Source organism: Microbacterium sp. (assembly GCF_039812165.1).
In the GTDB taxonomy this organism is placed as follows: Bacteria; Actinomycetota; Actinomycetes; order Actinomycetales; family Microbacteriaceae; genus Microbacterium.
In genome coordinates this window covers 1-3,030 of sequence record NZ_JBDIAB010000282.1, presented here as the reverse complement: position 1 = coordinate 3,030, position 3,030 = coordinate 1, and the positions used below count along the sequence as shown (strand labels likewise).

4 protein-coding genes and 1 pseudogene are annotated in these 3,030 nt (G+C 72.0%); 3 read left to right on the top strand and 2 right to left on the bottom strand.

What is annotated here, in order from left to right; all coding sequences use genetic code 11:
• A partial coding sequence (locus WML84_RS14330; protein ID WP_347346813.1) for a 1,4-dihydroxy-2-naphthoate polyprenyltransferase occupies window positions 1–754 on the top strand: 754 nt, incomplete at its 5' end.
• A 45-nt stretch (window positions 755–799) separates the two neighbouring features.
• Here WML84_RS14330 and WML84_RS14325 read toward each other — a convergent pair.
• Window positions 800–1,060, bottom strand: a complete 261-nt coding sequence (locus WML84_RS14325) for a DUF4229 domain-containing protein (RefSeq protein ID WP_347346812.1) — start codon at window positions 1,058–1,060, stop codon at window positions 800–802.
• A gap of 129 nt (window positions 1,061–1,189) precedes the next feature.
• On the opposite strand from WML84_RS14325, the gene WML84_RS14320 reads away from it, so the two are divergent.
• Together WML84_RS14320 and WML84_RS14315 are read left to right on the top strand one after the other, a co-directional pair.
• Window positions 1,190–1,588 carry a PLD nuclease N-terminal domain-containing protein gene (locus WML84_RS14320; RefSeq protein WP_347346811.1) on the top strand — a complete coding sequence of 133 codons (399 nt, stop codon included), beginning with the start codon at window positions 1,190–1,192 and terminating at the stop codon, window positions 1,586–1,588.
• A 46-nt stretch (window positions 1,589–1,634) separates the two neighbouring features.
• Window positions 1,635–2,195, top strand: a pseudogene (locus WML84_RS14315) (thiamine pyrophosphate-binding protein); the annotation flags it as partial.
• Window positions 2,196–2,298: 103 nt separating this feature from the next.
• Here the strand turns inward: WML84_RS14315 and WML84_RS14310 are convergent.
• Window positions 2,299–3,030 (bottom strand): hypothetical protein (locus WML84_RS14310; RefSeq protein WP_347346810.1); only part of this gene is annotated, 732 nt, incomplete at its 5' end.

The window sequence follows — 3,030 nt, the reverse complement described above, 5'->3', positions numbered from 1 at the left end:
GCTGGCGCTCCTGTGCCTCGCCGTGTCGGTGTCGCTGCAGATCGGCGTCAACTTCGCGAACGACTACAGCGACGGCATCCGCGGCACCGACGACCACCGCGTGGGCCCCGCGCGACTGACCGCATCGCGCCGCGTCGCGCCGCGGACGGTCCTGACCGTCGCGCTCGTGTTCTTCGCGCTCTCAGGGCTCGCGGGCGTCGCGATCGTCGTGCGCACGCAGCACTGGTGGATGCTCGCGGTCGGCGCCGCGTGCATCGTCGCGGCCTGGTTCTACACCGGCGGCAAACGCCCGTACGGCTACCACGGACTGGGCGAGGTGTTCGTCTTCGTCTTCTTCGGACTGGTCGCCACGGTCGGCACGACGTTCGTGCAGGTCGGCGTCGTGCCCGACGAGGCCTGGCTCACCGGCGCCGCCGCCGGGCTTCTCGCGTGCGCCGTGCTGCTGGCCAACAACCTGCGCGACATCGACCAGGACCGGCTCGTCGGCAAGCGCACCCTCACCGTGCGCATCGGCAAGCGGGCCACGCAGGTGCTGTTCACGCTGTTCGTGCTCGCGCCGTTCGTGCTCCTCGGCCTCCTGGCGTTCCTGTACCCGATCGCGTGGATCGGGCTGCTGGCGATCCTCCCGGCGCTCGCCGCCACGGTGATCGTGTGGAGCTACCGCGAGCCGCGCGAGCTCGTCGTCGCGCTCGCGCTCACGTCGTTGACCTCGCTGGCGTACGCGGGCTTCCTGTTCTGGGCCTTCGTCGGCTGAGCCGCCGAGCCGTGATCGCGGAGGGGCGCCGCCGGCATCCGCTCGTCAGCTGAGGGCGTCCTCGACCTCTTCGTCGGTGTCGCGCCGCTCGAGCCGTTGCGCGCGGCGCTCGGCGAGGCCGGCCGTGACGTCGTCGAGCGGCTTGCGGAGGAACAGCAGCGACAGGCTCAGCCCGATGAGGGCCGCGAAGATCGCCGCGAGCCAGTAGAGCTCGCGCAGCGGCGGGAAGAGCATCATGATGCCGAACGGCACGAAGAACGCGAGCAGCCGCAGCACCGAGTAGACGATCGCCGAGCGCACTCTCATGGGTCCAGCTTACGTCGGCGCCCGACGACGGGTCCCACGGGACGGCGAGGCCGGCGCGCGAGCCCGGTTCCCGGGATGGTCACAGCGGCCCCCGACCGCGGGTTCGCCGGGCGAGCTTAGGATGGAAGCGTGGCACGGATCCTGCTCATCGTGGCGCTGCTGGCGGTCGCTTTCTGGATCTACAGCATCGCCGACTGTGCGCTGCAATCGCCCGCCCGCCACCGCGGCGTCGGCAAGCCGACGTGGATGCTCATCGTGATCGCGCTGCCGGTGATCGGCGGCATCCTGTGGTTCGCGATCGGACGCACCCGTCCGAAGGCCGCGCCGGTGTTCCGGGCCCCCGACGACAACCCCGAGTTCCTCGGCGGGATCGGCACGATCAGCGACCAGGACGAGCGCATCCGCCGCCTCGAGGAGGAGCTCGCCGCGCTCGACGCGGAGGACGACGACCCCCGGTGGCATCCGCCCGCCCACGGCGGGACCGACGACACCGACGAGCCCAACGGTCAGCGTGGCACCCGCAGCTGACGCCGCGGAACCGCGGGCGTCGGCCGAGCCGCACGCGCCCGCCGAGTTGCGCGCGCCGGCCACCGACGCCGCCGCGGCGCTGCTGGGCCGGCTCGTCGAGCTCGGTGTGCAGCACGTCGTGGTGTGCCCCGGGTCGCGGTCGCAGGCGCTCGCCCTCGTCGCCGCCGAGCTGGAACGCCGCGGCGCCGTGCGGCTGCACGTGCGCATCGACGAGCGGGTCGGCGGCTTCACGGCGCTCGGCGTCGGACGAGAGACCGGGATGCCGGCCGCCGTGATCTGCACGTCGGGCACGGCCGCCGCGAACCTCCTGCCCGCAGCCCTCGAGGCCCATCACGCCGGCGTGCCGCTGCTGCTGCTGACCGCAGACCGCCCGCCCGAGCTGCGCGGCGTCGGTGCGAACCAGACGACGCGGCAGCCCGGCATGTTCGCGCCCAGCACGCGCCTCGAGGCCGACCTGCCGGTGCCCGACGAGGTCGACGCCGACGGCACCGGCGAGCAGTCCGCCATGCTGCGGCGCGTCGCCGAAGATGCCGTGGCCGCCGCCCTCGCCGAGGGCGCGCGCCCCGCGGGGCCCGTGCACGTGAACCTCCCGTTCCGCGAGCCGCTGCTCCTCCGCGGCCCGTTCGCTCCTCCTGCGCCGAGACATCAGTGCGCCCCCCTCCGAAGCGCCTCGGCCTCGTATTCCGGCCGCCGTGCCTTCGCGGCCACTCTCAGCGGAAGACCCCGTTGACGTCGAGAATCAGATGGACCGATCCCGCCGATCGATTCGTCACCTTGAAGGATCCGTCCCCCGTCCGTGAGAGCTCCAGGATCCCGTTGTTCGCCCGGGTCCTCCCCGCGCGGAAGCTGATGCTGCTCGATGGCGGCGGCGCATCCAGGTCGCCTCGATAGAGCACGAGCTCCCCGTCGGTCGCCGCATCCGCCACCGTCTGATTGACCGAGATCGACCGAGCGGTCACGGTGTCGAGGCCACAGCGTGAACCGATCGTGAACGTCCGCGTCTCGCCGGCCGACAACGAAGGAGATCCGGCGCTCGGCCCTGCGGATTCCCTCGTGTCGAACAGCCGGCAGGGGCTCACCGGGTAGAAGCGCGTCGCGGGGATCGTCATGGGGATCGAGACGAACGCTTCGTCCGAAGCGCAACCGGACGCGGAGTCCACCGTGATGACGGCGATCGTCACGGGACCCGACGTGCCGGCCTCGATGGTGACGGTGGACGTCCCCGCTCCGGCCGTCACCGCGCCGTTCACGACGGTCCATGACCACGTAAAGCCCTGTTCGCTCGCCACCGCGGCCGTGAAGGACTGGCTCGCGACCACGCTCGCGGGAGCCGTGATCGACGGCGTCGCCGGCCGAGGGCTTACCGTCACCGTCGCGCTTCCGCTCGACGTGCCGGGGGAGTAGGCGTCCCATATCGAGCTGATGGTGAAGGTCGTACCTGC